At 72.0% G+C, this 26,566-nt stretch carries 29 protein-coding genes and 1 tRNA gene; 13 read left to right on the top strand and 17 right to left on the bottom strand.

The genetic code is table 11. From position 1 onward, the window contains the following. Positions 1-89: 89 nt before the first annotated feature. Both ACH4NX_RS32405 and ACH4NX_RS32400 read right to left on the bottom strand, forming a co-directional pair. Positions 90-770: a response regulator transcription factor gene (locus tag ACH4NX_RS32405; protein ID WP_043381903.1), complete on the bottom strand. Its 681-nt coding sequence runs from the start codon at positions 768-770 to the stop codon at positions 90-92. Then, positions 767-2,110 carry an ATP-binding protein gene (locus ACH4NX_RS32400; RefSeq protein ID WP_351398503.1) on the bottom strand — a complete coding sequence of 448 codons (1,344 nt, stop codon included), beginning with the start codon at positions 2,108-2,110 and terminating at the stop codon, positions 767-769. Before ACH4NX_RS32400 ends, ACH4NX_RS32405 begins: the two co-directional genes overlap by 4 nt. A 223-nt stretch (positions 2,111-2,333) precedes the next feature. Between ACH4NX_RS32400 and phoU the strand changes: the two genes are divergently transcribed. From phoU to ACH4NX_RS32380, 4 genes are all read left to right on the top strand, one after another. Then, positions 2,334-3,023, top strand: coding sequence for a phosphate signaling complex protein PhoU (gene phoU, locus ACH4NX_RS32395; RefSeq protein WP_351398501.1), 690 nt, complete (start codon positions 2,334-2,336; stop codon positions 3,021-3,023). Positions 3,024-3,152: 129 nt separating this feature from the next. Further along, a complete protein-coding gene (locus ACH4NX_RS32390; protein WP_351398499.1) occupies positions 3,153-3,308 on the top strand; it encodes a hypothetical protein in 156 nt (51 codons plus the stop codon). A gap of 233 nt (positions 3,309-3,541) precedes the next feature. Next, positions 3,542-3,925, top strand: a complete 384-nt coding sequence (locus tag ACH4NX_RS32385) for an SCO4225 family membrane protein (RefSeq protein WP_351398497.1) — start codon at positions 3,542-3,544, stop codon at positions 3,923-3,925. Between the two features lie 249 nt (positions 3,926-4,174). Continuing rightward, positions 4,175-5,044, top strand: a complete 870-nt coding sequence (locus ACH4NX_RS32380) for an AraC family transcriptional regulator (protein WP_351398495.1) — start codon at positions 4,175-4,177, stop codon at positions 5,042-5,044. Between the two features lie 53 nt (positions 5,045-5,097). On the opposite strand, the gene ACH4NX_RS32375 is transcribed toward ACH4NX_RS32380, so the two are convergent. Next, a tRNA-Trp gene (locus ACH4NX_RS32375) sits at positions 5,098-5,172 on the bottom strand. A gap of 139 nt (positions 5,173-5,311) precedes the next feature. On the opposite strand from ACH4NX_RS32375, the gene ACH4NX_RS32370 reads away from it, so the two are divergent. Beyond that, the gene (locus tag ACH4NX_RS32370; RefSeq protein ID WP_351398493.1) at positions 5,312-5,869 is read left to right on the top strand and encodes a DinB family protein; all 558 of its coding nucleotides are present in this window, start codon (positions 5,312-5,314) and stop codon (positions 5,867-5,869) included. A 203-nt stretch (positions 5,870-6,072) separates the two neighbouring features. Then, positions 6,073-6,276: a hypothetical protein gene (locus ACH4NX_RS32365; protein WP_398129596.1), complete on the top strand. Its 204-nt coding sequence runs from the start codon at positions 6,073-6,075 to the stop codon at positions 6,274-6,276. Positions 6,277-6,403: 127 nt separating this feature from the next. Here the strand turns inward: ACH4NX_RS32365 and ACH4NX_RS32360 are convergent, their stop codons facing one another. Continuing rightward, positions 6,404-7,165: a phosphoglyceromutase gene (locus tag ACH4NX_RS32360; RefSeq protein WP_351398489.1), complete on the bottom strand. Its 762-nt coding sequence runs from the start codon at positions 7,163-7,165 to the stop codon at positions 6,404-6,406. Positions 7,166-7,334: 169 nt separating this feature from the next. On the opposite strand from ACH4NX_RS32360, the gene ACH4NX_RS32355 reads away from it, so the two are divergent. Beyond that, positions 7,335-8,705 carry an MDR family MFS transporter gene (locus tag ACH4NX_RS32355; protein ID WP_398129597.1) on the top strand — a complete coding sequence of 457 codons (1,371 nt, stop codon included), beginning with the start codon at positions 7,335-7,337 and terminating at the stop codon, positions 8,703-8,705. A gap of 24 nt (positions 8,706-8,729) precedes the next feature. Here ACH4NX_RS32355 and ACH4NX_RS32350 read toward each other — a convergent pair whose 3' ends face one another. Then, positions 8,730-9,176 carry a DUF2000 domain-containing protein gene (locus tag ACH4NX_RS32350; protein WP_351398485.1) on the bottom strand — a complete coding sequence of 149 codons (447 nt, stop codon included), beginning with the start codon at positions 9,174-9,176 and terminating at the stop codon, positions 8,730-8,732. Between the two features lie 49 nt (positions 9,177-9,225). Between ACH4NX_RS32350 and ACH4NX_RS32345 the strand changes: the two genes are divergently transcribed. After that, positions 9,226-10,044, top strand: a complete 819-nt coding sequence (locus tag ACH4NX_RS32345; protein WP_398129598.1) for an AraC family transcriptional regulator — start codon at positions 9,226-9,228, stop codon at positions 10,042-10,044. Positions 10,045-10,051: 7 nt separating this feature from the next. Here ACH4NX_RS32345 and ACH4NX_RS32340 read toward each other — a convergent pair whose 3' ends face one another. After that, positions 10,052-10,618, bottom strand: coding sequence for a YbjN domain-containing protein (locus tag ACH4NX_RS32340; protein ID WP_398129599.1), 567 nt, complete (start codon positions 10,616-10,618; stop codon positions 10,052-10,054). Further along, the gene (gene mshA / locus ACH4NX_RS32335; RefSeq protein WP_351398480.1) at positions 10,611-11,984 is read right to left on the bottom strand and encodes a D-inositol-3-phosphate glycosyltransferase; all 1,374 of its coding nucleotides are present in this window, start codon (positions 11,982-11,984) and stop codon (positions 10,611-10,613) included. Before mshA ends, ACH4NX_RS32340 begins: the two co-directional genes overlap by 8 nt. 189 nt (positions 11,985-12,173) lie before the next feature. Between mshA and ACH4NX_RS32330 the strand changes: the two genes are divergently transcribed. The 3 genes from ACH4NX_RS32330 (at position 12,174) to ACH4NX_RS32320 (ending at position 16,059) form a co-directional block, all read left to right on the top strand. Continuing rightward, positions 12,174-13,004, top strand: a complete 831-nt coding sequence (locus tag ACH4NX_RS32330) for a class I SAM-dependent methyltransferase (RefSeq protein WP_351398478.1) — start codon at positions 12,174-12,176, stop codon at positions 13,002-13,004. A gap of 181 nt (positions 13,005-13,185) precedes the next feature. Next, a complete protein-coding gene (locus ACH4NX_RS32325) occupies positions 13,186-14,313 on the top strand; it encodes an NlpC/P60 family protein (protein ID WP_351398476.1) in 1,128 nt (375 codons plus the stop codon). Positions 14,314-14,577: 264 nt separating this feature from the next. Further along, positions 14,578-16,059, top strand: coding sequence for a PP2C family protein-serine/threonine phosphatase (locus ACH4NX_RS32320; RefSeq protein WP_398129600.1), 1,482 nt, complete (start codon positions 14,578-14,580; stop codon positions 16,057-16,059). A 144-nt stretch (positions 16,060-16,203) separates the two neighbouring features. On the opposite strand, the gene ACH4NX_RS32315 is transcribed toward ACH4NX_RS32320, so the two are convergent. From ACH4NX_RS32315 to ACH4NX_RS32300, 4 genes are all read right to left on the bottom strand, one after another. After that, positions 16,204-16,539 (bottom strand): DUF2516 family protein, encoded by a 336-nt coding sequence (locus ACH4NX_RS32315; RefSeq protein WP_351398472.1) that lies wholly within the window; start codon positions 16,537-16,539, stop codon positions 16,204-16,206. A gap of 116 nt (positions 16,540-16,655) precedes the next feature. Then, positions 16,656-17,327, bottom strand: coding sequence for a hypothetical protein (locus ACH4NX_RS32310; protein WP_398129601.1), 672 nt, complete (start codon positions 17,325-17,327; stop codon positions 16,656-16,658). An 80-nt stretch (positions 17,328-17,407) separates the two neighbouring features. Then, positions 17,408-17,959, bottom strand: a complete 552-nt coding sequence (locus ACH4NX_RS32305; protein ID WP_398129602.1) for a helix-turn-helix domain-containing protein — start codon at positions 17,957-17,959, stop codon at positions 17,408-17,410. 135 nt (positions 17,960-18,094) lie between these two features. Next, complete coding sequence (locus ACH4NX_RS32300; protein ID WP_351398466.1) at positions 18,095-18,454, bottom strand: helix-turn-helix domain-containing protein; 360 nt, start codon at positions 18,452-18,454, stop codon at positions 18,095-18,097. Between the two features lie 62 nt (positions 18,455-18,516). Between ACH4NX_RS32300 and ACH4NX_RS32295 the strand changes: the two genes are divergently transcribed. Beyond that, entirely contained in the window at positions 18,517-19,416 is a 900-nt protein-coding gene (locus tag ACH4NX_RS32295; RefSeq protein WP_351398464.1) for an NAD(P)-binding domain-containing protein, read from the top strand. Positions 19,417-19,555: 139 nt separating this feature from the next. Here ACH4NX_RS32295 and ACH4NX_RS32290 read toward each other — a convergent pair whose 3' ends face one another. From ACH4NX_RS32290 to ACH4NX_RS32280, 3 genes are all read right to left on the bottom strand, one after another. Then, positions 19,556-20,665, bottom strand: a complete 1,110-nt coding sequence (locus ACH4NX_RS32290; RefSeq protein WP_398129603.1) for a phosphotransferase — start codon at positions 20,663-20,665, stop codon at positions 19,556-19,558. Positions 20,666-20,857: 192 nt separating this feature from the next. After that, entirely contained in the window at positions 20,858-21,610 is a 753-nt protein-coding gene (locus tag ACH4NX_RS32285) for an HAD family hydrolase (protein ID WP_351398461.1), read from the bottom strand. Beyond that, positions 21,610-22,485, bottom strand: coding sequence for a winged helix-turn-helix domain-containing protein (locus tag ACH4NX_RS32280; protein ID WP_351398460.1), 876 nt, complete (start codon positions 22,483-22,485; stop codon positions 21,610-21,612). Before ACH4NX_RS32280 ends, ACH4NX_RS32285 begins: the two co-directional genes overlap by 1 nt. A 146-nt stretch (positions 22,486-22,631) precedes the next feature. Between ACH4NX_RS32280 and ACH4NX_RS32275 the strand changes: the two genes are divergently transcribed. After that, positions 22,632-22,820 (top strand): hypothetical protein, encoded by a 189-nt coding sequence (locus tag ACH4NX_RS32275; protein ID WP_351398458.1) that lies wholly within the window; start codon positions 22,632-22,634, stop codon positions 22,818-22,820. Positions 22,821-22,831: 11 nt separating this feature from the next. On the opposite strand, the gene ACH4NX_RS32270 is transcribed toward ACH4NX_RS32275, so the two are convergent. The 3 genes from ACH4NX_RS32270 to ACH4NX_RS32260 form a co-directional block, all read right to left on the bottom strand. Further along, positions 22,832-23,743 carry a GntR family transcriptional regulator gene (locus tag ACH4NX_RS32270; RefSeq protein WP_351398456.1) on the bottom strand — a complete coding sequence of 304 codons (912 nt, stop codon included), beginning with the start codon at positions 23,741-23,743 and terminating at the stop codon, positions 22,832-22,834. A gap of 324 nt (positions 23,744-24,067) precedes the next feature. Next, positions 24,068-25,360 (bottom strand): GNAT family N-acetyltransferase, encoded by a 1,293-nt coding sequence (locus tag ACH4NX_RS32265; RefSeq protein ID WP_398129604.1) that lies wholly within the window; start codon positions 25,358-25,360, stop codon positions 24,068-24,070. Positions 25,361-25,477: 117 nt separating this feature from the next. Then, positions 25,478-26,536: an asparaginase gene (locus ACH4NX_RS32260; protein ID WP_351398452.1), complete on the bottom strand. Its 1,059-nt coding sequence runs from the start codon at positions 26,534-26,536 to the stop codon at positions 25,478-25,480. Positions 26,537-26,566 lie beyond the last annotated feature (30 nt).

Raw genomic sequence — 26,566 nt, 5'->3', positions numbered from 1 at the left:
GCCCTTCGTCGTACGCACGACACGCCACCGGCACGGCGCGTCGGGCGTACGGACGCGGCAGCGGCAAGGAGCCGGCCGCGCCGGCCGCTCTACGGCTCGAACTTGTAGCCGAGCCCCCGCACGGTCACCAGGTACCGCGGCGCGCCCGGGTCGGGCTCGATCTTGGCGCGCAGCCGCTTGACGTGGACGTCGAGGGTCTTGGTGTCACCGACGTAGTCGGCGCCCCAGACCCGGTCGATCAGCTGCATGCGGGTCAGCACGCGGCCGGCGTTGCGCAGCAGCATCTCCAGCAGGTCGAACTCCTTCAGCGGCAGGTCGACCTTGGTGCCGCCCACGGTCACGACGTGCCGGTCGACGTCCATGCGGACGGGCCCGGCCTCCAGCGCGGCGGGGGCGACCTCCTCCGGCTCGCCGCGGCGGCGCAGTACGGCACGGATGCGGGCGACCAGCTCACGGGAGGAGAAGGGCTTGGTGACGTAGTCGTCGGCCCCTATCTCCAGCCCGACAACCTTGTCGATCTCGCTGTCCTTGGCGGTCACCATGATCACGGGGACGTTCGAGCGGCCGCGCAGCTGGCGGCACACCTCGGTGCCCGGCAGGCCGGGCAGCATCAGGTCGAGGAGGACGAGGTCGGCGCCGTTGCGCTCGAACTCGTCGAGCCCGTCGGGCCCTGTGGTCGCCACGGCGACCTCGAAGCCCTCCTTGCGGAGCATGTACGACAGGACGTCGGAGAAGGACTCCTCGTCCTCGACGACGAGCACACGGGTCACGGAAGGACCTCCGGGGCGGGAAGCGTTCGGTACGGGGAAGTGTGGGGGGAATGCGGGGCGGACCGCCCGTTGTCGGCGATTTCTCCGTGTTCCACGTGTCCCAGGTCCATCTGGTCGACCTGGTCCACACGGTTCTCGTGGTCGTCGTGGTCCTCGTGGGCGGCCCGGCGCGGTGCGCGGTCGCGGGCGGCGCTGCCCGACTCCGGCAGTCGCAGGGTGAAAGTGGAGCCCTGGCCTTCGGCGCTCCACACCGTGACCTCCCCGCCGTGCGAGGCGACCACGTGCTTGACGATCGCGAGACCCAGACCGGTGCCTCCGGTGGCCCGCGAGCGGGCCGGGTCGACGCGGTAGAAGCGCTCGAAGACGCGCTCCTTGTCCTTGTCGGAGATGCCGATGCCCTGGTCGGTCACGGCGATCTCGATCAGGTCGCCGCCGGTGGTGCTGACCCGGCGGGCGGCTATGCCGACGCGGGTGCGGGCGGGCGAGTAGTTGACGGCGTTCTCGACGAGGTTGCCGAGGGCGGCGGCGAGCTGGCCGCGGTTTCCGCGTACGTGCAGATCCGCCGTTCCTCCGGCGGCCATGGTGATCTGCTTGGTGCCGGCCGCGTGCCGGCAGCGGTCGATGGCCTCGGCGACGAGTTCGTCCACGCGGACGGGTTCGGCGTCGTCGAGGGGGTCGTCGTTCTGGACCCGGGAGAGGTCGATGAGCTCCTGCACCAGGTTGGTGAGCCGGGTCGCCTCGATCTGCATGCGCCCGGCGAACCGCTCGACGGCCTCCTGGTCGTCCGAGGCGTCCAGCACGGCCTCGGAGAGCAGTGAGAGCGCGCCCACCGGGGTCTTCAGCTCGTGGCTCACGTTGGCGACGAAGTCGCGCCGTACGGCCTCGATGCGGCGGGCCTCGGTGAGGTCCTCGACCAGCAGCAGTACGAGCCGTGAGCCGAGGGGCGCGACGCGCGCGGAGACGGCGAGCGCCTCCCCGCGTCCGTTCCCCCGCCGGGGCAGGTCCAGCTCGACCTGCCTTATCTCCCCGTCCCGCCGGGTGTCCCGGGCCATCTGCAGCATGGGCTCGACGGCGAGCTTGCCGCCCCGGACCAGGCCCAGGGCGTACGCCGCCGAGCTGGCCTTGACCACCGCGTCGGCCTCGTCGAGGACGACCGCGGAGGAACGGAGCACCGACAGGACGGTGTCCACGCCGGGCGGGAGTACCGGGTCGGTGTGCAGGGAGGTGCGAGTGGGGCGGCGCTGGTCGCGCTCGCTCCAGCGGAACGCCAGCATGGCGATGACGCCGGTGAGCACTCCGGCGATCGCTGCCGCTGCGGCGACCGCCGCGTTCACGTCCATGCCTCCAGGTTAGGCATGGCGAACGGTCCGGCCCCAGCCATCGGACTGCGACCTCGAACACTCGTCGCCCAGAGTTCACCTTGGAGCCAGGGATGGTTCATTTGTGGTGCCGGAAACGGACGCGTCCAGGCCGGAACGTGTAAGCGTGGGGGCACGGCGAGGGGTTGCGAGCCGGTGCGAGCCAGTGCGAGCCCCCTAAAAGGACGTACGAGAGGGAACCCTTATGCGGGACGCGTACCACGAGGAACTGGATTCGATCGGCGACGGTCTGGTGGAGATGGCCCGGCTGGTCGGGTCGGCCATCGGACGCGCCACGACCGCGATCCTCGACTCGGATCTGAAGCTGGCCGAGAACGTGATCGAGGGCGACCAGAAGGTCGACGAGCTCCACCACGAGCTGGAGGCCAGGGCGATAGCCCTGCTGGCACGGCAGCAGCCGGTGGCGACGGACCTGCGCATCGTCGTCACCTCGCTGCGGATGTCGGCCGACCTGGAGCGCTCGGGCGACCTGGCCCAGCACGTGGCCAAGCTGGCCCGGCTGCGCTACCCGGAGCGGGCGGTGCCGCACGACCTGCACGCGACCATCCTGGAGATGGGCCAGCTCGCGCAGCGCCTGATGGCGAAGGCGGCCGAGGTGATCATCACCAAGGACGTCGACCTGGCCCTCCAGCTGGAGCAGGACGACGACGCGATGGACCTCCTCCACCGCGCCCTCTTCCAGCACCTGATGGACGACCGCTGGAAGCACGGCATCGAGACGGCCGTGGACGTCACCCTGCTCGGCCGTTACTACGAGCGCTACGCCGACCACGCCGTCTCGGTCGCCAAGCGCGTGGTCTACCTGGTCACCGGCGAGCACGTGAGCGAGCTCCAGGCGGACATCCAGCCGCCGACGCAGGTCGAGGGGGCCTGAGGCCGGCCCGGCGGCGGCCGGCCGGCGGACCCTCGGGCCGGGGGCGCGCGTACTCGCCCCAATGCGCCGTTGATGCCACCGGCCTCCGGGGCGTGCAATGGGCCCAGGCACCAGCCTCTAGGAGGAACCATGGCCGATTCCCCCAGCACCAGCCCCGACCCCGCACAGGAACGCCCCACCGAACAGCCGCCCGAGATCCGCAGCCTGCCCCTGATCGCCGCGTGCGGCTGCGGCTCGGGCTGCGGCTGCGGCTGCCAGTCGGGCAGTCCCTGCCAGTGCGGCTGACGCGGCAGCGGCAACGGCGGCAGCAGCAGCGATCGCAATAGCGACAGCGACAGCGAAACGCGGGAGTGCGGCGTCCGGGACCACCCCGGCCGCCGCACCCCCGCTTCCGCCCCCTGGGTTCTCCCTGGACCGGTGGGTACCGAGTCGCCCGACTTGAGTACGGGTACTCAGGCCCCGGGACCGCTCCCGTCCGACCCTGGACGGGACGACGACCACGGGGAGACCGAGATCCGATGAAGACCATCCCGCTACGCACCGGCCCGATACGCACCGGCCCGATACGCACCTTCACCCGCATGGCCTTCGCCAACCGCGCCTCGGCGGCCTACCTCGCACTGGTCGGCGGCGCGATGGCCGTCGCCGCGCTGGAGCCCCTCTTCACGACCAGCCCGGACGCGTCCCTCATCTGGGTCTGGCCGGCCCTGTTCACCTTCCCGGCCTTCGGCTTCGTCGCCTGGCTCGGCGAGGCGGGCTGGGGCGGCGACGCCCCCGCCTGGTTCTTCATCGGCGGCATCGTGCTCGCGGCCCTGGTCCAGTCACTGGCCCTGGGCGCGGTCTGGCAGGCCCTGCGGGGACACCGGGAGGAGCGCCGGGGGCGTCTGACGGCGGCGAGCTGAGAAGCGGCCGACGGACGGCGGAGCCACTCGGCCCCCACCCCAGTGACCCACGAGCAGGGTCGCCGACGCGCGGCCGGCTTCGAGGCCTGCCGGCACCGGCCGCGCGACGCCATCGGCGGGACTCGCCCGGCGCTCACCGTGCTGCCACGATCCCAAGCCCTCCCGTCAGCGCGCCCGACCGAACCGGACCGCAACGATCGGGAAGCGCGCCCCGGCTCCCTGCCACGGTTGATGTCGAAAGGAGGCCTCGTGATCTCGGCACTCAACAAGCTCGTCGACCTCGTCGAGGAACACCTCACCGAGGAACTCGACGTCCCCGCACTGGCCGGAGCGCTCGGCACGACCGAGTACCACCTGCGCCGGATGTTCTCGTCGCTGGCGGGCATGCCGCTGTCGGAGTACGTGCGCCGGCGCCGCATGACGGTCGCCGCCGCCGACGTCGTACGCGGTGAGGACGACCTGCTGAGCATCGCCGTACGGCACGGATACGGCTCCACGGAAGCGTTCGGACGTGCGTTCCGGGCGGTCCACGGCGCCGCCCCGCGTGACGTACGGCGTGACGGAGGCCCCCTTCAGACACAGCCGCAGCTCAGGTTCCGCCTGACCGTCGAAGGGAGCACCCCCATGGACACCCGCTTCGCCGACCGCCCCGCCTTCCGCCTGATCGGCCACGCCACCCGCGTCCCGCTCATCCACGAGGGCGTCAACCCGCACATCGAGCAGCACATCGCCGCGCTGCCCCAGCAGGAGCACGCCCGCCTGAAAGCTCTCGGCGACACCGACCCGGCGGGCCTGCTCGCGGTCTGCGACGACCTGGCCCCCGACAACTCGGAGGGCAGCGAACTGACCTACCTGCACGGAGTCGCCGTCACCCGGGACACGCCGACCCCCGACGACCTCGACGCCATCGAGGTACCGGCCGGCCGGTGGGCGGTCTTCCGCAGCGCGGGCCCCTACCCGGGAACCCTTCAGTCGACCTGGGCGGCCACCGCGTCGGAGTGGTTCCCGTCCAACCCGTGGCGCCTGCGCCCGGGCCCGTCGATCGTCGCCGTCCTCGACCGCGCGGCCGACTTCTCCACCGCGACCTGCGAACTGTGGCTGCCGGTGGAACCCGCGTGAGGCCGCTGCCGTAGGTCGAAAAGCCCGGGGCGGCCTCAGAAGGGGTTGAGGGGGCGGGACGACCGGATTCGAACCGGCGTCCTCGCGGTTCTGGAGACCGCTCGCGTCGACCACTGCGCTACGTCCCGCCCTTGGCCGTGATCGTAGCGGCTGAGGGCGGAGCGGTTCCGCGAGGGAGCCCTCGCGCGATCTAGGACGTCATCTGACCTAGAGGCCTCATAGCGTGGTCGTCGACCGACGGAGCGAAAACACCGGAAGGCGGAACCCATGACGTCCAACGAGCAGACCACCCGCGATCAGGCCGCAGCGGCGGACGCCACCGGGGAGCGCGCCGACCTGCTGGAGATGCTGGCCAAGCAACGGCACTTCCTGCGCTTCACCACCCGTGACCTCACCGACGAGCAGGCCGGGCTCCGGCCCACCGCCAGCGAGCTGTGTCTGGGCGGCTTGATCAAGCACGTGGGCTCGGTCGAGCGGGGCTGGGTGGGCTTCATCCTCAACGGCCCGTCGGCGATGGGGGACTTCACGGCCATGACCGAGGCCGACTGGGCCCACCGGGCCGACGAGTTCCGGATGCTGCCCGGCGAGACGCTGGCCGGTGTACTGGCCGACTACGCCGAGGTGGCCCGCCGGACCGACGACCTGGTCGCCACCCTGCCCGACCTGGACGCCGCGTGGCCGTTGCCGAAGGCTCCGTGGTTCGAGCCCGGCGCGCAGTGGTCGGCCCGCCGGGCACTGATGCACATCGTCGCCGAGACCGCCCAGCACGCCGGCCACGCCGACATCATCCGGGAGACCCTGGACGGCGCCAAGAGCATGGGCTGACGTCAGGGAACCCGCAGGAGCCGGCGAGTCGGAGAGAGACGGCACACTCCTGTCCGCGTCGGGGTGGAGCGGCATCCACCGAACTCCCCCGATGCCTTCCGGGCCGAGATTCCGCGTTCCGCCGTCGTACGGCTGCTCGTCATGCCGGCGACGGACGCCATGGACGTGTCGCGGCGTACGGCTTCGATGACCGTCGACCGGGCATGGAGAAACACGCGCGGGTCATCCTGTCGCGCTTCCCGCAGGGCTCGCGGTTCTGCACGAACACCCGACACGACGACGACCACCCCCGCCTCTACGAACGGGTCACCGGCTGCTGGCCGATGACTCAGTACGCCTGGGAACTCGGGCCTGTCGTGGTGTCCCGCGAGGAGATCGGCCTCGTCTGGTCGTTCGACGCCGGCTGAACTGGACAGACACGACCGCACGGAACCCCGCGCCGAAGCCCTCGGCCGGTCCCGAGACGGCCCACAGCAACGCCGAAGAGCCCCCTTCCCACGAAGAATCCGCAGGTAGGAGGCTCTAAGAGCGAAGCTACTTCTTCTTGCCCTGGTTCTTGACCGCCTCGATCGCGGCGGCGGCCGCGTCCGGGTCGAGGTAGGTGCCGCCCGGGTTCAGGGGCTTGAACTCGGCGTCCAGTTCGTAGGAGAGCGGGATGCCCGTCGGGATGTTCAGGCCCGCGATGTCCGCGTCGGAGACGCCGTCGAGGTGCTTGACCAGGGCGCGGAGCGAGTTGCCGTGCGCCGCGACCAGGACCGTGCGGCCGGTGAGGAGGTCGGGGACGATCGCGTCGAACCAGTACGGGAGCATCCGGACGACGACGTCCTTCAGGCACTCCGTCCGCGGGCGCAGCTCCGGGGGGAGCATCGCGTAGCGCGGGTCGGAGAACTGGGAGTACTCGGCGTCGCGGTCCAGCGCGGGCGGCGGGGTGTCGTAGGAGCGGCGCCACAGCATGAACTGCTCCTCGCCGAACTCGGCGAGGGTCTGGGCCTTGTCCTTGCCCTGGAGGGCGCCGTAGTGGCGCTCGTTCAGGCGCCAGTGGCGGTGGACGGGGATCCAGTGGCGGTCGGCGGACTCCAGCGCGAGCTGGGCCGTGCGGATCGCGCGCTTCTGGACGGACGTGTGCACCACGTCGGGCAGCAGGCCGGCGTCCTTGAGCAGCTCGCCGCCGCGCGTCGCCTCCTTCTCGCCCTTCGGGGTGAGGTTGACGTCCACCCAGCCGGTGAACAGGTTCTTCTCGTTCCACTCGCTCTCGCCGTGGCGGAGGAGGATCAGCTTGTACGGTGCGTCGGCCATGGCTCCGAGCGTAATCGAACCGTCTGAGCGCCCGCGCGCCGCGCCCGCAGGGCGGACGGTTGACGGGAATTGTTAATCGAGTGGTTCCCGGGACGGCCTCGTTTGTAAGTTGTGGCTGGCTTTTTCGCCACTTACACAGACCAGCACACGAAGAGTTCACGGGGGTCCCATGTCAGTCGCCGGGCTGAGGCGTGCCGCGCGCGAGTCGGTCTCCGGGCTCCCCCGCGAGTTCTGGTGGCTGTGGACCAGCACCCTGGTCAACCGGCTCGGCGGCTTCGTCGCCACCTTCATGGCGCTGTACCTGACCATCGACCGCGGGTACTCCGCCTCGTACGCCGGTCTGGTCGCCGCGCTGCACGGGCTCGGCGGGGTCGTGTCCTCGCTGGGCGCCGGGGTGATGACCGACCGGCTCGGCCGGCGGCCCACGCTGCTCGTCGCGCAGGCCTCCACCGCCCTGTCCGTCGCCCTGCTCGGTTTCGTGCGGGACCCGGTCGCCATCGCGGCCGTCGCCTTCCTGGTCGGCATGGCGAGCAACGCCTCCCGGCCGGCCGTGCAGGCGATGATGGCGGACATCGTGCGGCCCGAGGACCGTATCCGCGCCTTCTCGCTCAACTACTGGGCCATCAACCTCGGTTTCGCGATCTCTTCCATGGCGGCCGGGTTCATCGCCGAGGTCAGCTATCTCGCCGGTTTCCTGATCGAGGCGGGGATGACCATGGCGTGCGCCGTCCTCATCTTCGTCAAGCTGCCCGAGTCCCGGCCGGAGCGGACGCCCGGGAAGGGCGGGGCCGGCGACGTCTCGGCGGCGGACGAGCCCGCCGTCTCCCTCGGGACCGTCCTGCGCGACGGGCGCTACATGAGCGTCGTCGGGCTGTCCTTCCTCGTGGCCGTGATCTTCCAGCAGGCCTACGTGGGGCTGCCGGTTGCCATGGGCGAGGCCGGGTTCACGCCGGCCGACTACGGCATGGCGATCGCCGTCAACGGGGTCCTGATCGTCGTACTGCAGATTCCCGTCACCCGGTTCATCGAGCACCGGGATCCGCGGCAGTTGCTCGTCCTCTCGTCCCTGCTGGCCGGTTACGGGTTCGGGCTGACCGCCTTCGCGGGGTCGGTCGGCGTCTTCGCGCTCACCGTGTGCGTGTGGACGCTGGCGGAGATCGTCAACGCGCCGGTCCAGACCGGGCTCGTCGTCCGCCTCTCCCCCGCGCACGGGCGCGGGCGCTACCAGGGGATGTACACCATGTCCTGGGCGGTCGCCGCCCTCGTCGCCCCGCTGATGTCCGGTTTCGTCATCGACCGCTGGGGCGCCGAGTGGCTGTGGGGCGTCTGCGCGGTCGTCGGCACGGTGGCGGCCGTGGGGTACTGGACGCTCATGCGGGGGCTGCCGGGGGAGGAGACGGTCGCCTTCGAAGCGTCCGAGGCATCCGAGGTGTCAGAGGTGTCCGAGGTGTCCGAGGTGTCCGAGGCTTCCAAGGCCTCCGGGGCGTCCGGGGTTCCCGAACCGCGCGAGTCCGCGAAGGACGACGTCGGCGCGGTGTGACGGCCCCGTCCGGTCACCCGGGCCTCACGGGTGCATCCTCGCCCCCTTCAGCACCTTGTCCACCGCGTTTCTCGGGCCGTACACCGCGAGGCCGACCAGGTCCAGGCCGGCCGTGGGCACGGCCCGTACCGCCGCCCGGTTGTCGCGGTCGTTGCCCGTGGCGAAGAGGTCGGACGTGAACAGCGCGCGGGGCAGGGCGCGCGACAGCACGCGCGCGTGGGCGTTGGTCAGCGTCTCCTTGGTGCCCTCGAAGACCAGCACCGGCTGGCGGAACATGGGCAGGTAGCCGACCGCGTCGGCGTCCTCGTACGGCTCTCCGATCACCTCGGGGATCTCCGCGCCCAGGCCGCTGACCAGGAAGGCGGTGACGTTCAGGCGCTGCCAGGTCTCCAGGTCCTCGCGGAGCAGGACGGCGATCTTGGTGTCGAAGCGGACGGGGGCGTCAGAGGGGTCTGCGTCGTGCGTGCTCATACGGTGAGACTGCCGGTCGGCGTGCGGCCGGGTCTTGTACGTTTTTTGCATGGCCGAGCAGGACCGGCGGCGGACCGTCTCCGCCTGGCGACCCCCCGTACCGGGCGTCGTCGAGGTCTTCCACGCCCACTACACCGAGTACGCCTACCCGATGCACGTCCACGACGCGTGGACGCTGCTCATCGTCGACGACGGGGCCGTACGGTACGACCTGGACCGGCACGAGCACGGCACCCCGCACGACACGGTGTCGCTGCTGCCGCCGCACGTGCCGCACAACGGCTCCCCCGCCACGCCTGACGGCTTCCGCAAGCGTGTCCTGTACCTGGACGCCTCCCGGCTCGGCGACGACCTGATCGGGGCCGCCGTCGACGCCCCCGCCCTGCGTGATCCGGTGCTGCGGCGGCGGGTGGGGCAGCTGCACTCCGCGCTCGCCCTGCCCGGTGACGAGCTGGAGGCGGAGAGCCGGCTGACGTTGGTCGGGGAGCGGCTGCACGCCCATCTGCGGCCCCGGGAGGAGGCCGGTCCGGTGCGCCGCGGGGACCCCGTGCTCGCTCGGCGGCTGCGGGAGCTGCTCGACGAGCGGGTCGTCCAGGGGATCGGCCTGGCGGACGCGGCCGTGCTGGTGCGCGCCCATCCGGCCCACCTGGTACGGGCGTTCAGCGGCGCCTACGGCATCGCGCCGCACCAGTACCTGATGTCCCGCCGGGTCGACCGGGCCCGGCGGCTGCTGCTGGCGGGGCGCGCCCCGGCCGACGTGGCCGCCGCGACCGGGTTCTACGACCAGGCGCATCTGACCCGGCACTTCAAGAGGCTGGTGGGCGTCACGCCCGGCCGCTACCGCACCAGCGGCGGCGGAGGGCACTGACCGCGCGTCAGCCCTCGGAATCCTCAACGCCCTCAGAGCGGTCGGGCCGCTCGGAGCGGTCCGAGCGCTCCGAGCGCTCCGAGCGCTCGATCAGGTGCTGGAACGCCTCCAGGTTCCGGGTCGACTCCCCGCGCGCGGTCCGCCACTCGTGCTCCTTGCGGATGGCGGACGCGAAGCCCAGCTCCAGCAGGGTGTTGAAGGCGCCGTCGGCGGCCTCCAGGACCTGGCCCAGGAGGCGGTCGATCGCGTCGGCGGTGACGGCGGCCAGGGGCAGCTTCGCGGTGAGGTAGACGTCGCCGAGGCGGTCGACTGCGTACCCGACGCCGTACAGCTTGAGGTTGCGTTCCAGCAGCCAGCGGTGGACGGCGGGTTCGTTCTCGTCGGGGTGGCGGATGACGAAGGCGTTGAGGGAGAGGGAGTGTCTGCCGAGGAGGAGGGAGACCGTCGTCGAGAGCTTGCGGGTGCCGGGGAGTCTGACGACGTAGTTGCCGGGCTCGGGGCTCTCCCACTCCAGCTCGGCGTCCCGCAGCGCCGCCTCGAGGACTTGTGCCGCCTTCTGCGCTGCCTCAGCCATGGTGGGAGCGTACGCGACGTCGGTGGGACTGGATCGCGGCCGTGTAGGCGTCGGCCGTAGCGGCGGCGGCGCTGTCCCAGCCGAAGGACTGGGCGTGCCGGGCGGCGGCGTCGCCCATCCGGGGCGTCAGCTCCGGGTTGTCGGCGAATTCGCGCAGGACGCGCGCGTACGCGGCGGGATCGTGGCCCTCGACGAGGCGGCCGGTGTGCCCGTCGCGCACGGCGACCGGGAGGCCTCCGACCGCGGCGGCGAGTACCGGCGTACCGGCCGCCTGGGCCTCGATGGCGACCAGGCCGAAGGACTCGCTGTAGGACGGCATCACCAGCACGGACGCGGCCCGGAACCAGTCGGCGAGCTGCTCCTGCCCGACCGGCGGGCGGAACCGCACGACGTCGGCGATGCCGAGCCGGGCGGCGAGTTTCTGCAGGCCCTCCGGCTTGGCGAGGCCGCTGCCGCTGGGGCCGCCGACGACGGGGACGACGATGCGGGAGCGCAGCTCGGGGCGTTCGTCGAGCAGGACGGCGATCGCGCGGAGCAGCACGTCGGGGGCTTTGAGCGGCTGTATACGGCCGGCGAAGAGCGGGATCAGCGCGTCCTGCGGCAGGCCGAGGCGGGCGCGGGCGGCGGCGCGGGCGTTCACGGTCTCCCCCGGGCCGGGCTCGGAGCCCTTGGGGAAGGGGCGGAAGCGTTCGAGGTTCACGCCGGGGTGGACGACGGCGACCTTGGCCGGGTCGGCGGCGTAGTGCCGGACCAGCTCGTCGGCCTCTTCGGCGGTGTTGGCGATCAGCCGGTCGGAGGCGGCGACGATCTGCGTCTCACCGATGACGCGGGCGGCCGGCTCGGGAGTGTCGCCGTCGGCCAGGTTGGCGTTCTTGACCTTGGCCATGGTGTGCATGGCGTGCACCAAGGGGGCGCCCCAGCGCTGGGCGGCGAGCCAGCCGACGTGGCCGGAGAGCCAGTAGTGGGAGTGGACCAGGTCGTAGTAGCCGGGGCGGTGTCCGGCCCAGGCCTGCATGACGCCGTGGGTGAAGGCGCACAGCTGGGCCGGCAGCTCCTCCTTGGCCAGGCCCTCGTAGGGGCCGGCGTCGACGTGCCGGACGAGGACGCCCGGCGACAGTTCGACGGTGGGCGGGAGCGCTGCGGTGGTCGCGCGCGTGAAGATCTCGACCTCGATGTTGATCGCGGCGAGGCGCTGCGCGAGTTCGACGATGTAGACGTTCATGCCGCCGGCGTCGCCGGTGCCCGGCTGGTGGAGCGGTGAGGTGTGCACGGAGAGCATGGCGACGCGGCGGGGCCTGCGCAGCAGCCGGAGCCGCGGGGAGGCCGCCGGTGAGCGACGCCCGAGCCTGCTGACGTACTGGCTCACGAGCCGTTCCTCCTCGCTGCGGGCAAGCCGTGCGGAGGACACGCTCCGCCCTCCAAGAGGTGGGAACACCGGATGACGGCGCTCCATTTCCGGTTTCCCGACCTTTGCCGAATCATTACCGCTTATCGATCAACCGTTCGACGTGGGGACGCGTCAGAGAGGGCGGCCCCGCCGCATACCCTCGTACGCATGCCCTCCCGCTCCCGCGCCGCCGCCCTCCCCGTCGTGGGCACGGTCACGCGCGGGACGACGAACCCGAACCGGCTGCGCCGCATGGACCGCTGGATCGCGGCCACGCACGGCGCCGAGCTGCGCCGCGCCGACGATCCCGTCGCCGTCGACCTCGGCTACGGCGCGGCCCCCTGGACGGCCGTCGAGCTGCTGGGCCGCCTGCGCACCGTCGCGCCGCACGCGCGCGTGGTGGGCGTCGAGATCGACCCGGCGCGGGTGGCGGCGGCCGAGCCCTACGCGCGCGCGGGGCTCGTCTTCCGCCACGGCGGCTTCGAGATCCCCCTCTCACCCCCCTCCCGCCGTCCCCTCCTGATCCGGGCGGCGAACGTGCTGCGCCAGTACGACGAGGGGGAGGTCGCCGCCGTCTGGCAGCGGCTGTGCGCGCGGCTCGCTCCGGCGTCGGAGCACTCCCGCGGCGGGCTCCTGGTCGAAGGCACCTGCGACGAGATCGGGCGTCGGCACGTGTGGGTGGCGCTCGGGCCCGAGGGGCCGCGCACGGTCACCTTCGCGACCCGGCTGGGCTCCCTCGACCGCCCCTCCGACCTGGCGGAACGGCTGCCGAAGGCACTCATCCACCGCAACGTCCCCGGCGAGCCCGTGCACGCCTTCCTGCGCGACTTCGACCGCGCCTGGGCCGCCGCCGCGCCCTACGCCTCCTACGGTGCCCGCCAGCGCTGGACGCGCGCGGTGCGGGACCTGACGGCCGGCTGGCCGGTGACGGACGGGCCGGCGCGGTGGCGGCAGGGCGAAGTGACGGTGCGGTGGGAGGCGTTGGCGCCGCGCGCGTGAACCTACGCCGGGAACGATCTCCGTGCGACGTTCGTCACACAGCGGGGAGACGGCGAGGTGGAAGGGGAGCAGGAGAGGGGAGCAGGAGGGAAACCACTGCCTCTGTCGCTTTCCGCGCCGGCATGGCACGATCCCCCGGGCGACCTATGTTACTGGCGGTTAATCAGTTTGGGGGCGAGGTATGCGTACGGGGAAGCATGGCTTGATGACCGCTGCCGTGGCCGTGGTCTGCGCGGTCACCGTACTCGCGGTACCGGGCACGGCGTTCGCGGACCCCGGACCCGCGGCGCCCTCGTCCGGCGCCCCGAACACCCCCGCCGCCTCCCCCGGCCCCTCCTCCCCGGCCGCCACCCCCGGCAAGGACCTGGAAGCCGTACGCAAGAAGCTCGACGAGCTCTACCGCTCGGCGGCCTCCGCCACGGAGGAGTACAACGCCGCCGAGGAGAAGACGCAGAAGCAGTCCGCCGAGATCGTCGAACTGGCCAAGAAGATCGTCAAGGGTCAGGAGAAGCTCGACGGACTGAAGAAGCGTGCCGGCGCCGCGGCCCGCGCCCAGTACCGCACCGGCGGCCTGCCGGACGGGGCCAAGCTGATGCTGAGCGACGACCCCGAGGACTTCCTCGATGGCACCGGCCGGGTGATCCAGGGCCAGCGCGCGACGAAGGGCCTGCTCGGCGAGCTGACCCGCGCCCAGCAGGACCTGAAGACCTACGCGGCGGACGCCTCCGCCCAGTTCGAGAAACTGGACGCGAACCGCAAGGCCAAGGCCACCGCCCAGAAGAAGACCGAGAAGCAGATCGCGGCGGCCGAGGAGCTGGAGTCCGAGCTGGAGCAGGAGGAGAAGGAGCGCCTCGCCCAGCTGGAGCGGGAGGCCCAGGCCAAGGCCCAGACCGCCTGGCTCGGCTCCGGCGTCGTCGAGGACCTCGACACCGAGGCGACGGAGCGGGGCCGGAAGGCGGTCGAGTACGCCACCGCCCAGGTCGGGAAGCCGTACCAGTGGGGCGCCGAGGGCCCGAAGGCCTACGACTGCTCAGGCCTGACCTCACAGGCCTGGGTGTCGGCCGGGCAGGCGATCCCGCGCACCTCGCAGCAGCAGTGGAAGCAGCTGAAGCATGTCGACATCAAGGACATGCGGCCCGGCGACCTGATCATCTACTTCGACGACGCCAGCCACGTCGGCATGTACGTCGGCGACGGTTCCGTCGTGCACGCCCCGCGCCCCGGGCGCTCGATCACCGTCGCGGGGGCGGGCACGATGCCGATCCTCGGGGTGGTGCGGCCGGACACGGGCGCCGCGTCCTCGGAGTGACCCGCGGCGCGTACTCACCGAGTGACGCGGGCCACGTGACCCAGTCCACGCCCGGCGCCCCGCCCCGCGTGACGTTCGTCATCCCCGGCCCCCGGTCGACGTGTCCAACTGCGGTACATAACGCGGCATATGACAGTGGCCGAGTGCCGCCCGACGTGTTCCGGACCATTCCGCAGCGGCGCCGTCACCCGCTATGGTCCCCGTCGGTGGGTCGAGGTCCCTCGCTCCGCCATGCCCTCGGGGGGAGGGAAGGAAACCAAGACGATGCCCGTACCCGTACCGCGGCAGAGGGCGATCCCGGCCGTGGAGTGTGGTCAGGCGCCCGCCGCGTCCCCGGACAGCGGCCCTTCCATGGAACAGGCCCCGCCCGGGACGCACCCGGCCGAAAACCCCGCCACCCGGCGAGAGCACCCCACGGAGAAGCGCGAGAAGACCACGGACGAAAGCACGGACGAGACCACGGACGAGACCACGGGCGAGAGCACCGACAAGGGCACGGGCCGGCGCGAGAGCGCCGCCCCCACCAATCTGACGCTGCTGCTGATCGAGGACGATCCCGGCGGTTCGCCGATCGTGCCCGACCTGCTCGACCAGGCCGGCAAGCCGATCCGCGTCCGGACGGCCCGCAACCTCACCGAGGCCGAGCGGCTGCTGACCGACGACGTCCACTGCATCCTGCTGGACCTCGCCCTGTCGGCCCCCGCCCCGCCCCGCCCGGGCGCCGAGAGCACAGGCAACAGCAACAGGGACAGTGACAGTGACGGGAGCGGAGACGACGAGCTGGCGGTGCTCAGGCACGTGCTGGAGCTCGCGCCCCGGCACGCCGTGCTCGCGCTGACCTCCTCCAGCGACGCCGAGCGCGGCGCGGAGGCCGTGGCGGTCGGTGCCCAGGACTACCTGTTCCGCGACGAGCTCGACGGCCGGCTGCTGAGCCGGGCGATCCGCTACGCCGTCGAGCGCAAGCGGTCCGACTCGGCGGAGCGGCGCCTGGCCGAGGGCCGGCTGCGGGCGCAGGAGAACGCGCGTCTGGAACGCGGCCTGCTGCCGACCCCGCTGCTGGAGGGCTCCCCGCTGCGCTTCGCCGCCCGCTACCGCCCCGGCCGCTCGCGTGCCCTGCTCGGCGGCGACTTCTACGACGTCGTCCGCACCCCGGACGGCACCGTGCACGCCATGATCGGCGACGTCTGCGGGCACGGCCCGGACGAGGCGGCGCTCGGTGTGGAGCTGCGGATCGCCTGGCGCGCGCTGACCCTGGCGGGGCTCTGCGGCGACGAGCTGCTCGGCACGCTCCAGCAGGTGCTGGAGCACGAGCGCGCCCACGACGAGATCTTCGCGACCCTGTGCGCCGTGGACATATCCCCGGACGGACGCCGCGCCGGCCTGTGCCTGGCCGGGCACCCGTCGCCCCTGGTCGCGGGCCCGGACACGCCCGCGCGGCTGCTGCCCTACGACAACAACGGCCCGGCACTCGGTCTGCTGCCGGGCGCCCGCTGGCCTCGCACGCAGGTGGAGCTGGGCGCCGAGTGGAGCCTGATGCTCTACACCGACGGTCTGATCGAGGGCCACGTCGGCGAGGGCCGGGAGCGGCTCGGCCAGGACGGCATGGTGGAGATGGTCCGCCGCCAGTTCGCCGAGGGGCTGCAGGGTGAGCAGTTGCTGCGGGCGACCGTCAACGAGGTCCGCGCGCTCAACGGCGGCGAACTCGCGGACGACGTGGCGGTGGTCCTGCTGGACCGGGCGCCCTGACGGACGACGCGGCAGTGGTCCTGCTGGACTCTGGAACGGGCGCCCTGACGAGCGCCCTGTCCGACGCGTCGGTCCTGCGCGGCGGAGCCGCCCGAGCCCGTCGCGCCGGAGCTCCGCGCCCGCGCCCGCTGAGGGCGCGGCGCGTCAGCGTCCGCCGTTGTACGGACCGTAGGGGCCGTCGCTGCTGGAGCCTCGGCGGCTGCTGCGGCCGCCGCCCGGCAGGCCGCGCAGTGCGGGCCGTACGTCGACCATGTACACGATCGTCGCGATGAGCCCGATGATCGGCAGGAACGACAGGATCGGGAAGACCAGACTCACCACGAAGGCGAGCCCGAGGATGATCAGCCAGAACGGTTTGGTCTTCTTGTCGGCCGCCCGGTAGGCGTCCTCACGGCGCATGGCACCGTCGACCAGCGCGAAGCCGGTGAACAACATCAGGGCGATGTTCAGCAGCCCCAGGAAGTCTGCGAACCCCTGCATCAGCACAACATCCACCACCAGACTCGGATCGTCTCTACGCGGTCACCGTACCCGGAGAACGGGCCGGACACCCCAAGGGTGCCCGGCCCGCGCCGTGCTCGCCGTGCCGCCGCCGGTTACTTGGCGGGCGGCGTCGTCTTCTTCGCGGTGCCGTTGGGGCTCTTCCTGGCCGGAGCCTTGCGCGGGGCGGGGGCCTTCTTGCCCGCGACGGACTTCTCCTCCGTGACCTCGACCGGCTCGGTCTTCACGGGCTCGGTCTTCACGGGCTCGGTCCTGACCGGCTCGGGCCTGGCGGGCTTGGACGTGGCGGGCTTGGTCGGCTCCACGGCCACGGCGAGCTCCTCCACCTCCTCGGCGAGGTCCTCGATGCCGTCGGCGGCCTCGCCGCGCCAGGTACGCACCGCCTGCTCGCCGCGCTCGGCGACCTTCTCGTAGGTCTCCCGGGCCCTGACGGCGTACTCGGCGGCGACGCCGACCGACCGCAGCGCGAGGTCCTGTGCGGTCTCGCCGAGCTTCTTGAAGTCGGCGTCGAGGGAGCCGAAGAGCTCGTTGGCCTTGGCCTGGAGGGACCCCTGGGTCTCCTTGACGCGGGCCGTCGCCTTCTCCTGGACGGCCTTCGGGTCGGTGTTGCGCACGGCGTCGATACGGGAGGGCGCCTCGGCGCGCAGCTGCTCCACCAGCACCGGCACCTTCTTGGCCTGCTGGAAGGCCAGGTCGGCGGTGCCCGCGGCGAAGTAGAGCGGGGTGGGGTCGCTGAAGGTCTTGCGAAGGTCGTCGGTGATGGCCATGGTGATGGTCCTCCGGAAATACGTTGGGCTGAGGGTTCGTGGTGGTCCCGCGTCCCGGCCGGCCGGCTGCCGGCTCCCGCTCATCCGGCCGTCTGCTGCGGGCCGGCGTCGCTGCCGCCGGTCGTACGGGGGCGGCGCCCGGATATGGAGGCACCGCCGTCCGGGACAGCGCCCCGGGCGTCGTCCGGGATGCCGCCCGCCACGTCGGCCGGGACGGCGTCCACCGGTCTGTCCCGGGCCGTCGCCCTGTCGTTCGCATCGTTCGCATCGTCCGCGTCCGTCCCGAATCCGTTCTCCTTGCGGAAGGACTCGTAGATCTGGAGCAGCACCTGCTTCTGCCGCTCGTTCAGCGAGGGATCGGCGAGGACGACCGCACGCGTCTCCACCTCGTCCCGGTCCCGCTCGGCGTCGAGGATCCCGGCGCGCACGTACAGCGTCTCGGCGGAGATGCGCAGCGCCTTGGCGACCTGCTGGAGCACCTCCGCGCTCGGCTTGCGCAGCCCGCGCTCGATCTGGCTCAGATACGGATTGGACACGCCCGCGGCCTCGGCGAGCTGCCGCAAGGACAGCTGCGCGTTGCGCCGCTGCTCGCGCAGGTACTCACCGAGATTGCCGACGTTGAGCGATGCCATGCCTCCACGATGCACCAGGGCGCTAACTATTGCAAGCGCCTGCTTGCAATAGTGCGCCTTCCGGTCCACACCCACTTTTTTGTGCGTACTTGGCTTCGGCCCGGTCGCGGCCGAAGCTGAGGGGGCGGGTGAACGTCAGGAGGCCGCGCGAGTGACGGCCTCCGGTCCGGCCATCCTGTCCAGGCGTCGGTGGCCCCAGTCGGAAAGGGGGGAGAGGGCCTCGGCGAGATCGCGGCCGAACGCGGTCAGGGAGTACTCGGTCTTCGGCGGAAGCACGTCGTGGACCCGCCGGTCCACCAGGCCGTCCTCCTCCATCTCACGCAGCGCCTGGGTCAGCACCTTCTCGGTGAGGCCGGGCACCCGTCGGCGCAGTTCGGCCGGCCGGTGCGGGCCCGACTCCAGCTGCCACAGCAGCGTGGTCTTCCACTTGCCCTCGATCACGGCGATCGCGGCGGTCACTCCGCAGACGTTCGGATCCTGACGCCGGTGCGCCATGCCGTGCCCCTTTTCATCAGCGATTGTCCGACAACGAGTCATCACGTTACGGGAGTTGAAGCATGTCCGTGCACACCGACCGGTCCCCGTCCACCGCCGCCGTCACCGTTCTCGGGCTCGGCCCGATGGGCCGGGCACTGGCCGCCGCCTTCCTGGACGCCGGGCTGCGCACCACCGTCTGGAACCGCACCCCCGGCCGGGACGGCGACCTCGTCGCCCGGGGCGCGCTCGCGGCGGCGTCGGCCGGGGAGGCGGTCGCCGCCTCCCCGCTGACCGTCGTCTGCGTCGTCAACTACGACGCCTCGGACGCCGTACTGCGCCAGGAGACCGTCACCGCCGCCCTCAAGGGCCGCACCCTCGTGAACCTGAGCGCCGACACCCCCGACCGCGCCCGGGACACGGCCGAGTGGGCCGCCCGGCACGGCGTCCGCTACCTGGACGGCGCGATCATGACCCCGACCCCGACCATCGGCACGGACGACGCGGTGTTCCTGCACAGCGGCCCCGAGGAGCTGTACCGGGAGCACCGGCCCGTGCTGGCGGCGCTCGGCGGCACCCACACCCACCTGGGGGAGGACGCCGGGCGGGCCGCGGCCTACGACATCGCGCTGCTCGACATCTTCTGGACGGCGATGGGCGGCTACACGCACGCCCTCGCCGTGGCCCGCGCGGAGGGCGTCACCGGCGCGGAACTCGCCCCCTTCGCCCAGGGCATCGCCGCGATCCTGCCGCCGCTGTTCACCGAGTTCGCGGCCGACACCGACGCCGGTACGTACTCGGGCGAGCTGAACCCGATCACCTCGGCCGCCTCGACCATGGCGCACGTGGTGCACGCCTCCGAGGCGCACGGCATCGACGCGAGCGTGATGCGCGTGATCGAGGGGCAGGCCCGTCGGGTCATCGCGCTCGGACACGGCGGAGACGGGTTCACCCGGGTCGCCGAGGTGATCGGCCGGAGCTGATGTCCGACGACACCGACGGGAGCCGTCCCGGTCGAGCGCGGCCCGTACGGCGTCGACGACCGCGCCCCGACCTCCCCGGGCGCGGCCGGCCGCACCGTCAGCTCTCCGTCTCCGCGCGGGGACCGGGCCACCGGGGACGCTAGTACCGCGCGGAGCCGGCCGGTTCGCCGGGGGAGAGACCGGTGGGTTCGCCGGAGGGTTCGCCGGTGGGTTCGCCGGAGGGTTCGCCGGTGGGTTCTCGGAGCCGGTGGATCAACGCGGTCATGATCTCCCGGCGGCCCGGCACGTCCTCCAGGCCGAGCGGCCCGGCGGCGGCGGTCAGGACGTCGTGCAGTTTCCCCGCCGCCCGCGGAAGAGCCGCCCAGCGGAACCCGGATTGGTCGCGCAGTGACATCGCCGCGCGGATGGTGTCCGTGTAGACGGACTGCGCCCGCTTGAAGTCGGTGATCAGCCGCAGGTCGCGCTTCCACGCACGGGAACTGCCGGGGCGGACGGCCTCCACCACCTCGCACCATTCCCGGATCATGCGGGCTTCCTGATCGGCCGGGTACCGCATCAGGTAGAGATGGGTGGCCAGGTCGTAGAGCGGGTCCCCGACCATCGCCAGCTCCCAGTCGATGGTCCACAGCCTCCCTCGCGGGTCGAGGACGAGGTTCTCGCGGTGCAGGTCCGCGTGGAGCAGGCAGAACGGCCGCCCGGTGAGCCCGGCCACGCTCTTCTCCAGGCGCACGAGCGACTCGTCGCCTACGCCCAAGTCCTCGAAGAGTCCACCGAGGTCCGCCCGGTTGGCCTCGTAGACCTGTTCCCCGACGAAGACGATGAGGCGTTTCAGGAACCCGTCGGTGTCGCCGTCCTCCGGGGCGTCCTGGGGCGAGCAGCGGCGCTCCACGCGCAGTGTCTCCGCCGTGATCGGCACCATCTGGCGGAACAGGGTGACGATCTGCTCGAACACCGCGTCGGGCAGCCGCCGGCCCCACCGCCACCGGTGTGCGCCCAGGGTCCGGCCCTCGATGAACGTCTGCAGGCCCATGCCCGCCACGTCGACCACGTCGGGTACCCGGTCGACGCGCCCCTTGAGCCCCCGGAGCAGTTCCTCCTCCGACCGGAAGCACCGGCGGTCGAACCACAGGCTCGTGGAGCGCGGTTCACGCAGTTTGACGGGCCCCGGCCCGCCGGGGGGCGACAGCACGTACGTCTCGTGGTGGTACCCCTTGAGCGGGCCCTTGACCAGGGACGAGCCGCAATTCATCGCTTCGGCTCGCTGCCTGACGGGCGAGGCAGGTCGGGGCGTCATTCTGTGCGCTCTGCCCATCCGGGTGGTGCCAATGGGGTAAGGGGGACGCACGTTACTCCACCGCGCTCGAGGCAGGAGTGGAGGACCGGCCCTCGTACGTCCCCGTCCCCGCCCCGGGTGAATCGGCGCACACCCGAACGGCGCCCCCTACCCGCCGTTCCGCAGCAGGCGTACCAGCGGTTCGAAGGAGTCGACGACGGTGTCGGCGCCCGCGTCCGTGAGCAGCTTGGCCTTGCGGTCGTCGCGCGCGTAGCCGAGGAAGGGGACCCGGGCGCGCCGGGCCGCCTGGCAGTCGGAGGGGGAGTCGCCGATGAACAGCGAGGCGGACGGGGCGGCCCCCATGGCGCTGAGGGCGCGGACGAGCGTGTGCGGGTCGGGCTTCAGCAGCCGGAGTTCCTGGGTACGGCCGTAGATGTGCGGGGAGAAGCACGGCAGCAGGCTTCGGCCGGCGAGGTACGCGCGCACGACTCGGGGCGAGTTGTTCGTGGCGACGGCCAGCCGCACCCCGACCGCCGTCCAGGTCCGGATCAGCGGGTCGGCGTACGGCGTCGGCATGGCGGACGCGGTCGCCCGGAGCTCCTCCTGGGTGAGCCGTTCCTCCAGCTCTTCGACCAGGTCGCTGCGGGGATGCCGGCGGTCGACGGCGCGCAGCACCGCGTGGGGGTCCGGGGACTCCCGCTCCGACTCCGTGAGCAGTCCGCGCAGTCCGCGCCCCTCCAGCCAGTCGACGAGGTCGGCCGCCACCCGTTCGGCGCTGTGGCCGGCGAACAGGCGGCAGACCGGCCCGTCGAAGTCCCAGAGCACGAAACGGGCGTCGTCGAGCAGCCCTGCCAGCCTTTCGGGGTCGGCCTTCTCCGTGTCCGCCGCCACCGGCCCGGTCCGCGTCGCATCAGAAGTCACTAGGAGAGTGTCATGTCCGAGGTGATGGTTTCCCAGAGGGCGTCGAACCACTTCTGCGATTCCTCCACGAACACCGCGTCCCGGTGGCCCGCCCGCTTCAGGAAGGAGAACAGCAGCGACTGGGAGCCCAGGGCGTCGTACATCTCCAGTGTCCGGCTCTCGTACTCCTCCTCGCGCCGGGTGAGCATGTAGTAGCCGAAGAGGGCCTCCTCACCGTTGAGCAGGTAGAGCTTCGTCGGCGGGGTGAAGGGCAGCGCGCGGAAGGCGGTGCGCACGTCGACGCCGTGGGTGGAGCGCACGGCGTGCAGGTTGTGCTGGAGCACCCGGGCCTGGGCGTTGCGCATCTGGAGCCAGCGCTGGTGGACCGGGTCGTCCTCCTCGTCCTCGACCAGGACGGGGAAGGCCAGTTCGATGTTCCTCGACGGCATCAGGACGCGGAAGTCGATGGACTCCGGGCGGATGCGCCCCTCGTGGATCAGGCGGAGCGGCTCACTGAGGGCCAGCATCAGCGTCTCCGAGGTGTGGCACACGACGTCGACCCGCACTCGCGGTGCCGAGAACGCCTCCGACAGCCGCGGACCGAGCGCCACCATCGTCGGCTGCGGCTCGCCCCAGGGTGTGGCGGGCTCGGCGATGCGGGGCGGGCTGCCCTTGCTGACGTTGGTCAGCAGGCCGTCCTCCTGGAGCGCCCGCAGGGCCTGGCGGACGGTGCCGCGCTCCACCTTGAACTCGTCGGCCAGCTCGGCCTGGGTGGGCAGGCGGTCGCCCGCCTTGAGGTCTCCCCCGCGGATCCGTTCCCGCAGGATGTCGGCGATCTCCTGGGACGAGAGCCTTCTGCTGCCGTTCACGGACACGTTCTCCTGAGTCACGACCAAACGCTACAACTTCGACCTTCCTACGGGGAGTTGTTTGAAACTTGTTTACAACTAGCAGCCAAGTGGGGACAACCTAGTCAGAGTTGGTTGCCAACTTGGTCTAGTTGGCGGAAGTTCCTTCCCAGACTTCCGAAGGGGGAAAGACCATGCCCGTCCTCGCGTTCGTCTCCGCGGTCCTCGTCGTGACCTTCGAGCAGTTCGTGCAGTGGAGGTACGGCGCCGGCGGCATCGTCGGCCTGCTCCTGCTCACCGTGGGCATCAAGGCCAAGAGTCCGTCCGTCAGCTCCGCCGGAGCGGTGGTGCTGGCCCTCCTGGTCGCGGGCCCTGCGCGGTGACCGGGAGATGATCAGGCGGTGAGCAGCAGCTCCGAGCTGATCGTCTCCCACAGCGCGTCGAACCACAGCCGCGACTGCTCCACGAACACCCCGTCGCGCAGGCCACCGCCCTGCCCGAAGGCGAACAGCGTCGAGCGGATGCCTTCCGCGTCGTACATCTCCGTCGGCTCGTGATCGATCTCCAGTTCGCGGCGACTGAGGGTGTAGTACGCGAAGAGGGCCTCCGCGCCGTTGAGCACGTACAGCTTCACGGGCGGCGTGAAGGGCAGCGCGCGGAAGGAGACGCGCACGTCGATGCCGTGCGTGGCCCGCAGGCCCAGCAGGTTGTGCCGGAGGACCTGACCCTGGGCGTTGCGCATGGCCAGCCACCGTTCGTGCACGGGGTCACCGGCCCCGCGGCCGTCCACCGCCACCGGGAAGGCCAGGTCGATGTTCCGGCTCGGCAGCAGCACCCGTACGTCGATCTTGGCCGGTTTCCATCGCCCCGCGTGGATCTGTCGCAGCGATTCACCGATGGCGAGGGTGAGGGAGACCGAGGTCAGACACAGGGCGTCGATCTCGACGTGCGGGGCGGCGAAGGCCTCGGCGATCCGGGGAGCGAGGGAGACCGTGGTCGGCATGGGCGCCGCTCCGGGCCCGGTCAGGGCGGTGTGGGAGTCGGGCGCGACGGTCGCGGGGCTTCCCTTGGACACGTTGGTGAGCAGCCGCTCCGACTGCAGGATGCGCAGGGCCTGCCGGACGGCACCGCGCTCCACCTCGAACTCCTCGGCCAACTGCGCCTGTGTGGGCATGCGCTGGCCCGGTCGCAGCCGGCCGGCCCGGATACGGGCGCGCAGTTCGTCGGCCACCTCGCGATGTGTTCTCTGTGGCCGCTGCGGTCTCTTCCGCCCGTTGACGGGGGCATGTTCCTGCTCCACGACCAAACACTACAACTTCTCGCCATCTTTGGGCAGTTCGCGCGAAGGTGGTTATGAGCCGCTTCCAAGCGGAGATAAGTACAGTGAAGTTGGCAGCCAACTTCAACAACGTGGTCGTACCTCCTAAGGGTTGGCCACCACGGTGCCGCTCGTTCAGTGCGGCTGAACCGACGTACTGATGTCCGGGCCCCCTTCCGGAGGGGAGCCGGGAGCCCGGACAGTCAGTCAGCACCACGCACGACCAGCATGACAAGCAGGACCGCAACCACAACTGAAGAGCACGCGCTACGGATGCGCACGCCCACCCGTCACCGGCAGAAGGGAGCCCTCTCAGAACATGTCCGGGCACCAAGGCCGCCTGGACGTACGCAGCAGGGCGTCGGCCACACGGGCGGCGCCCGCTCGTACTTCCCGGACCCGGCCGAGCGCGGCCAGCCGTACGGCGGACTCGTCGCCCAGCCACAGCGCCGCCAGCTCGGCCACTTCGAGCTCCAGGTGGGCGCTCTCGGTGGTGGGCGTGCAGGACGCCCCGTCCTCCCCCGCCTCCAGCCGCCACCGACCGCCGGTGAGCCCTCCCCCGCTCTCGGCTCCGCTCGAGCGGGGGGACTCCCATCGGTCCACGACCTCCAGCACCAGCGAACCCTGTCCCTCGTACGTCCGCGCCTCCAGCGCCCGTACGACGTCCAGGATCCGGACCCACAACCAGTCCGCCTGTGTGGTGATCCTCGCCGCGCGCGGATCCGGCAGGAGGTGCGGGAGCAGGTCGTCGGGGGCCCGCCAGCCGCTCTTCACCGTCGTGATCCAGTCGATCGAGCACAGGTGGTGCCACAGGGCGCGCTCGGCGGCCGGGGTGACGGCCAGCAGCCAGTCGACGGTCGCCGTGTTCAGCGGCTGCTTGGCGTCGCCCCAGTGGTCGTCGGCCCGGTACGAGGCCATGCCCTCGACCTCGCCGTCCGCGGAGCGGTACACGGCGAAGAAGGGCTCGGTCCACGGGGCGTCGTACACGCTCAGGGCCCCGGTACGGGTCAGCCACCACTGCTCGGTCCGGCTGACCGCGCCCGGCTGGGCCCGGCGCAGCCGCTCGTGCAGCTCGGGGCCGAGCTTGCGGACGTCCTCGCCGTCCACGAGGTCGATCCGGCCGCCGTCCTCCGGGGCCGCCCGGCGCCGGTCGAGACCGGCGCGCGGCACGTCGACCGTCCACTCCGTCATGGTGGTGGCGGGGCCGAAGCCGTACCGGCCGTAGATCGGGTACTCGGCCGCGATCAGCGTCGCGACGACGTCCCCGCGGTCCTTCGCCGCCGCGAGGTCCTGCGCCATCATGCGGGTGAGCAGGCCGCGGCGGCGGTGGGTCGCGGTGACGGTGACGTTGGAGACCGCGTCGGCGGGCACCTGGGCGCCGCCCACGGCCGTGATCTCCTGCGCGAAGGACCGGTAGGTCGCCACGCACCGCTCACCGTCGAAGGCGCCGAGCGACCGGCCGGGGACGAAGAGGTTGCGGCGTGCCTCCAACTGCTCCGCTCTGACGGTGGGAGGCATCAGGAACCCGGTGTTCAGGGCGCGCTGCCAGTCGGGGAACTCGGCCTCGCTGATGGGACGTACGTCGATGTCGGTGCGGCTGGTCATGGGCTCACGGTAGGTCGGCGACCGGACCGGCGTCGCGCGGATTTGCCCTCGCCGGCGTCACGGAGGGCTGCCCGCCCCGGCGCCGTGGAGCCCGGGGGAGCCGCCCGGCCCCGGGCCTCAGAAGGCCGCCCGGATCTCTCCCACCTCGCGCCCGCCGCCCAGCAGGGGCGTACGGCCGATGCGGTCGACCACGGGTCCCGCCACGCCCAGCAGCGTCAGCGCTCGGGCCAGCACAGGGTTCAGGGCCCGCGTCGCGCCGTCCTCGATCTTGAAGGCCAGGGCGCGGCCGTCCGGCAGGGCGACCGCCTGGACGGCCTCCGCGCCCATCTTGGACAGGGCGCCGGGCACCTCGCGCATCAGCCAGGTGTCCGCGCGGCGGGTGCCGGCGACGTACTCGGGGTGGGCGCGCATCGCGTCGGCGACGCGGCGCTCCGCCGTGCCGGGCTCGGCGTGGACGAAGGAGCGGAAGGCGCGGGCCAGCCCGACCAGGCTGATCGCCATCAGCGGCGCTCCGCATCCGTCGGTGCCGACGGCGGCGACCGGCTCGCCCGCCGCGTCCTCCACAACCCTGTGGATGATCCGCTGCAACGGGTGGCCGGGGTCGAGGTAGCTCTCCAGAGGCCAGCCCCGCTGTGCGCAGACGGCCAGCATCGCGGTGTGCTTGCCCGAGCAGTTCATGGTGATCCGGTCGGGCGCCGCGCCGGACGCCAGATACGTGTCCCGCTCTTCGGGGTCCAGCGGCAGGTCTGCCGGACACTGGAGCAGGGCCGGGTCCAGGTCGTACTCGGCCAGCATCTCGCGTACCAGGTCGCGGTGGAAGGGCTCCCCGGAGTGGCTCGCGGCGGCCAGCGCCAGCCGCTCCCCCGCGAGCTCCAGGCCGGCCCGCAGAACGCCCGCCGCCTGCATCGGCTTGTTGGCGGAGCGCGGGAAGACCGGCGCCGTCACCTCGCCCAGCGCCAGCTCCACGGCCCCGTCGGCGCCCAGCACGACCAGGCTGCCCCGGTGCCGCCCTTCGACGAAGCCGGACCGGACGACCTCGGCGAGGACGGGCGGCACGACGGACGAGAGGTCCGACGTGGGCGCGGTCCCGGACGACCGCGGCCCGGACGGCTGGGGCTGGGACGGCTGGGTCCGGGGCTGGGAGGGCTGGGGCTGGGACGGTTGCGGCGCGGGCATCGGCGGTGGCCTTCCGGACGGGTGACCCGC

The sequence above is a fragment of the Streptomyces sp. NPDC017225 genome, from assembly GCF_044331465.1.
Lineage (GTDB): Bacteria > Actinomycetota > Actinomycetes > Streptomycetales > Streptomycetaceae > Streptomyces.
The sequence above is the reverse complement of the archived record's forward strand: the minus strand, read 5'-3'. Positions and strand labels throughout refer to the sequence as shown.

What these genes read in the sequence shown, in the direction of transcription:
- ACH4NX_RS32400 (WP_351398503.1), bottom strand. Translation starts at nt 2,110, where the DNA reads ATGGACGTGAACGCGGCGGTCGCCGCAGCGGCAGCGATCGCCGGAGTG.
- phoU (WP_351398501.1), top strand. Translation starts at nt 2,334, where the DNA reads ATGCGGGACGCGTACCACGAGGAACTGGATTCGATCGGCGACGGTCTG.
- ACH4NX_RS32390 (WP_351398499.1), top strand. Translation starts at nt 3,153, where the DNA reads ATGGCCGATTCCCCCAGCACCAGCCCCGACCCCGCACAGGAACGCCCC.
- ACH4NX_RS32385 (WP_351398497.1), top strand. Translation starts at nt 3,542, where the DNA reads ATGAAGACCATCCCGCTACGCACCGGCCCGATACGCACCGGCCCGATA.
- ACH4NX_RS32370 (WP_351398493.1), top strand. Translation starts at nt 5,312, where the DNA reads ATGACGTCCAACGAGCAGACCACCCGCGATCAGGCCGCAGCGGCGGAC.
- ACH4NX_RS32365 (WP_398129596.1), top strand. Translation starts at nt 6,073, where the DNA reads ATGGAGAAACACGCGCGGGTCATCCTGTCGCGCTTCCCGCAGGGCTCG.
- ACH4NX_RS32360 (WP_351398489.1), bottom strand. Translation starts at nt 7,165, where the DNA reads ATGGCCGACGCACCGTACAAGCTGATCCTCCTCCGCCACGGCGAGAGC.
- ACH4NX_RS32355 (WP_398129597.1), top strand. Translation starts at nt 7,335, where the DNA reads ATGTCAGTCGCCGGGCTGAGGCGTGCCGCGCGCGAGTCGGTCTCCGGG.
- ACH4NX_RS32350 (WP_351398485.1), bottom strand. Translation starts at nt 9,176, where the DNA reads ATGAGCACGCACGACGCAGACCCCTCTGACGCCCCCGTCCGCTTCGAC.
- ACH4NX_RS32345 (WP_398129598.1), top strand. Translation starts at nt 9,226, where the DNA reads ATGGCCGAGCAGGACCGGCGGCGGACCGTCTCCGCCTGGCGACCCCCC.
- ACH4NX_RS32340 (WP_398129599.1), bottom strand. Translation starts at nt 10,618, where the DNA reads ATGGCTGAGGCAGCGCAGAAGGCGGCACAAGTCCTCGAGGCGGCGCTG.
- ACH4NX_RS32330 (WP_351398478.1), top strand. Translation starts at nt 12,174, where the DNA reads ATGCCCTCCCGCTCCCGCGCCGCCGCCCTCCCCGTCGTGGGCACGGTC.
- ACH4NX_RS32325 (WP_351398476.1), top strand. Translation starts at nt 13,186, where the DNA reads ATGCGTACGGGGAAGCATGGCTTGATGACCGCTGCCGTGGCCGTGGTC.
- ACH4NX_RS32320 (WP_398129600.1), top strand. Translation starts at nt 14,578, where the DNA reads ATGCCCGTACCCGTACCGCGGCAGAGGGCGATCCCGGCCGTGGAGTGT.
- ACH4NX_RS32315 (WP_351398472.1), bottom strand. Translation starts at nt 16,539, where the DNA reads ATGCAGGGGTTCGCAGACTTCCTGGGGCTGCTGAACATCGCCCTGATG.
- ACH4NX_RS32310 (WP_398129601.1), bottom strand. Translation starts at nt 17,327, where the DNA reads ATGGCCATCACCGACGACCTTCGCAAGACCTTCAGCGACCCCACCCCG.
- ACH4NX_RS32305 (WP_398129602.1), bottom strand. Translation starts at nt 17,959, where the DNA reads ATGGCATCGCTCAACGTCGGCAATCTCGGTGAGTACCTGCGCGAGCAG.
- ACH4NX_RS32300 (WP_351398466.1), bottom strand. Translation starts at nt 18,454, where the DNA reads ATGGCGCACCGGCGTCAGGATCCGAACGTCTGCGGAGTGACCGCCGCG.
- ACH4NX_RS32295 (WP_351398464.1), top strand. Translation starts at nt 18,517, where the DNA reads ATGTCCGTGCACACCGACCGGTCCCCGTCCACCGCCGCCGTCACCGTT.
- ACH4NX_RS32290 (WP_398129603.1), bottom strand. Translation starts at nt 20,665, where the DNA reads ATGAATTGCGGCTCGTCCCTGGTCAAGGGCCCGCTCAAGGGGTACCAC.
- ACH4NX_RS32275 (WP_351398458.1), top strand. Translation starts at nt 22,632, where the DNA reads ATGCCCGTCCTCGCGTTCGTCTCCGCGGTCCTCGTCGTGACCTTCGAG.
- ACH4NX_RS32265 (WP_398129604.1), bottom strand. Translation starts at nt 25,360, where the DNA reads ATGACCAGCCGCACCGACATCGACGTACGTCCCATCAGCGAGGCCGAG.
- ACH4NX_RS32260 (WP_351398452.1), bottom strand. Translation starts at nt 26,536, where the DNA reads ATGCCCGCGCCGCAACCGTCCCAGCCCCAGCCCTCCCAGCCCCGGACC.